The 1,538-nt window shown below is 64.5% G+C and carries 2 protein-coding genes; both read right to left on the reverse strand.

Annotated features, from left to right (window positions below):
• The coding region (locus AC1DT2_RS22995) for a histidine kinase dimerization/phospho-acceptor domain-containing protein (protein WP_477298985.1) at nt 1-864 on the reverse strand (864 nt) is incomplete at its 3' end.
• A gap of 51 nt (nt 865-915) precedes the next feature.
• Nucleotides 916-1,538 (reverse strand): POT-type proton-dependent oligopeptide transporter (locus tag AC1DT2_RS23000; protein ID WP_477298987.1); only part of this gene is annotated, 623 nt, incomplete at its 5' end.

Consider the following 1,538-nt stretch of genomic DNA (forward strand, 5'->3'; position numbering starts at 1 on the left):
GCCATGGATGAATTCGTCCAGGGTGATCCGCTCGGGCACCTGCGAGAGCTGCGCCTGACCAAACGCCACCATCTCGCGGAGGATCGTACGGCAACGGTCCACCTGGCCCTGGAGGAGCTCCAGGTCATCGCCGAGCGCATCGTCCGCGGCATGTTCGCGACGGATCTCGGGCAAGAGCGTGCGCATGGTCGACAACGGCGTATTCAGTTCGTGCGCGGCACCGGCCGCCTGTGTCGCGATGGCGAGGATGCCCTCGTCGCGCAAGGCACGCTCGCGCACGCGCTGCACTTCGCCCTGTTGGTGGCGAATGGCCTTCGCGAGGTTACTGATGAACACGCCCAGGAGTATCGCCATGATGACGAAGTTGACACCCATGCCCGCGACGTAGAGGTCGAGGTCCAGGCTGCTGCTGCCCAGGGTAGGCAGGGGCAGGTGGTAGGGGACGAGCAGGACGTAGGCGACACCGGTGAGAATCGCCACCAGCGATACGCCGGCGATGGACAGCGCGGCCGCGGAGAGCGCGATCGGCACGAGCAGGAGGGTGACGAAGGGATTGCTTGCACCGCCAGTGAAATAGAGCAGATAGCCCAGTAGCAGGGTATCGGCAGCGATGTGCACGATGGCTTCGCCCTCGGTCACCTTCCACGGCATGCCGAGACGGAACGACGCGGCGGCGGCGAATACCGCCAGCACGCACACACCCATCATCAGCGGCAACAGGGGGATGTCGAGGTTGAGCAGGGTGACGCAGGAGAGGATGGCCACGCTCTGCCCGGCGATAGCGCACAGGCGGAGCCAGGCAAGGGTACGCGCGAGTGCGAAGGGACCGGAGCGGGATGACGGCGAGTGCAGGTTGTCGCTCACGGAGGTCTCTTCAAAGGGGAAGGGCCGCCCTGTGGGCGACCCTTCGGCGCGTTACAGGTCTTCGTTGTGTACCGGCGGGAACGGCGGCACGTTGGCCAACGCATGATTGAGCGACAGCTTCTTCATCAACGGGAGCATGGCCACGGCGATGCCTGTGCAGAGGATGCCGACCATGCCGAGCTTGTTGAACAGGCTCGTGTAGATGGTCAACGACTGCAGCGGATCGGTGATGTTGTCCGGAATGGCGGCGTAGTTGGCGACCACGCTACCCATGTACTGGGCGACGCCGGATGCGACGTAGTAGGCGCCCATCATGAAGCCGCCCATGCGTGCCGGCACGTAGCGGGCGATCATGGCGAGGCCGAGGCCGCTCACCAGCACTTCGCCCAGCGAGTACAGGCCGTAGCCCCAGACCATGTACCAGGAAGAGATCTTGCCGGCGACCGCGGTCGTCGCGCCCAGCCCATACATGAAGAACCCGGCAGCGACGGCGGCAAAGCCGAGCGCGAACTTGGCTGCGACGGGGAAGTCCTTGTTGTGCTTGCCGAGCGTGTTGTACAGCCATACCAGGACCGGCGAGAGGATCACGATCCAGATCGCGTTGAGCGACTGGAACTGCTCGGGAATCCAGGTGAGGATGTTCCAGCCGAACAGGCTGAACTGCAGGTCGACGT

This window comes from Luteibacter sp. P4_E6, assembly GCF_056401535.1.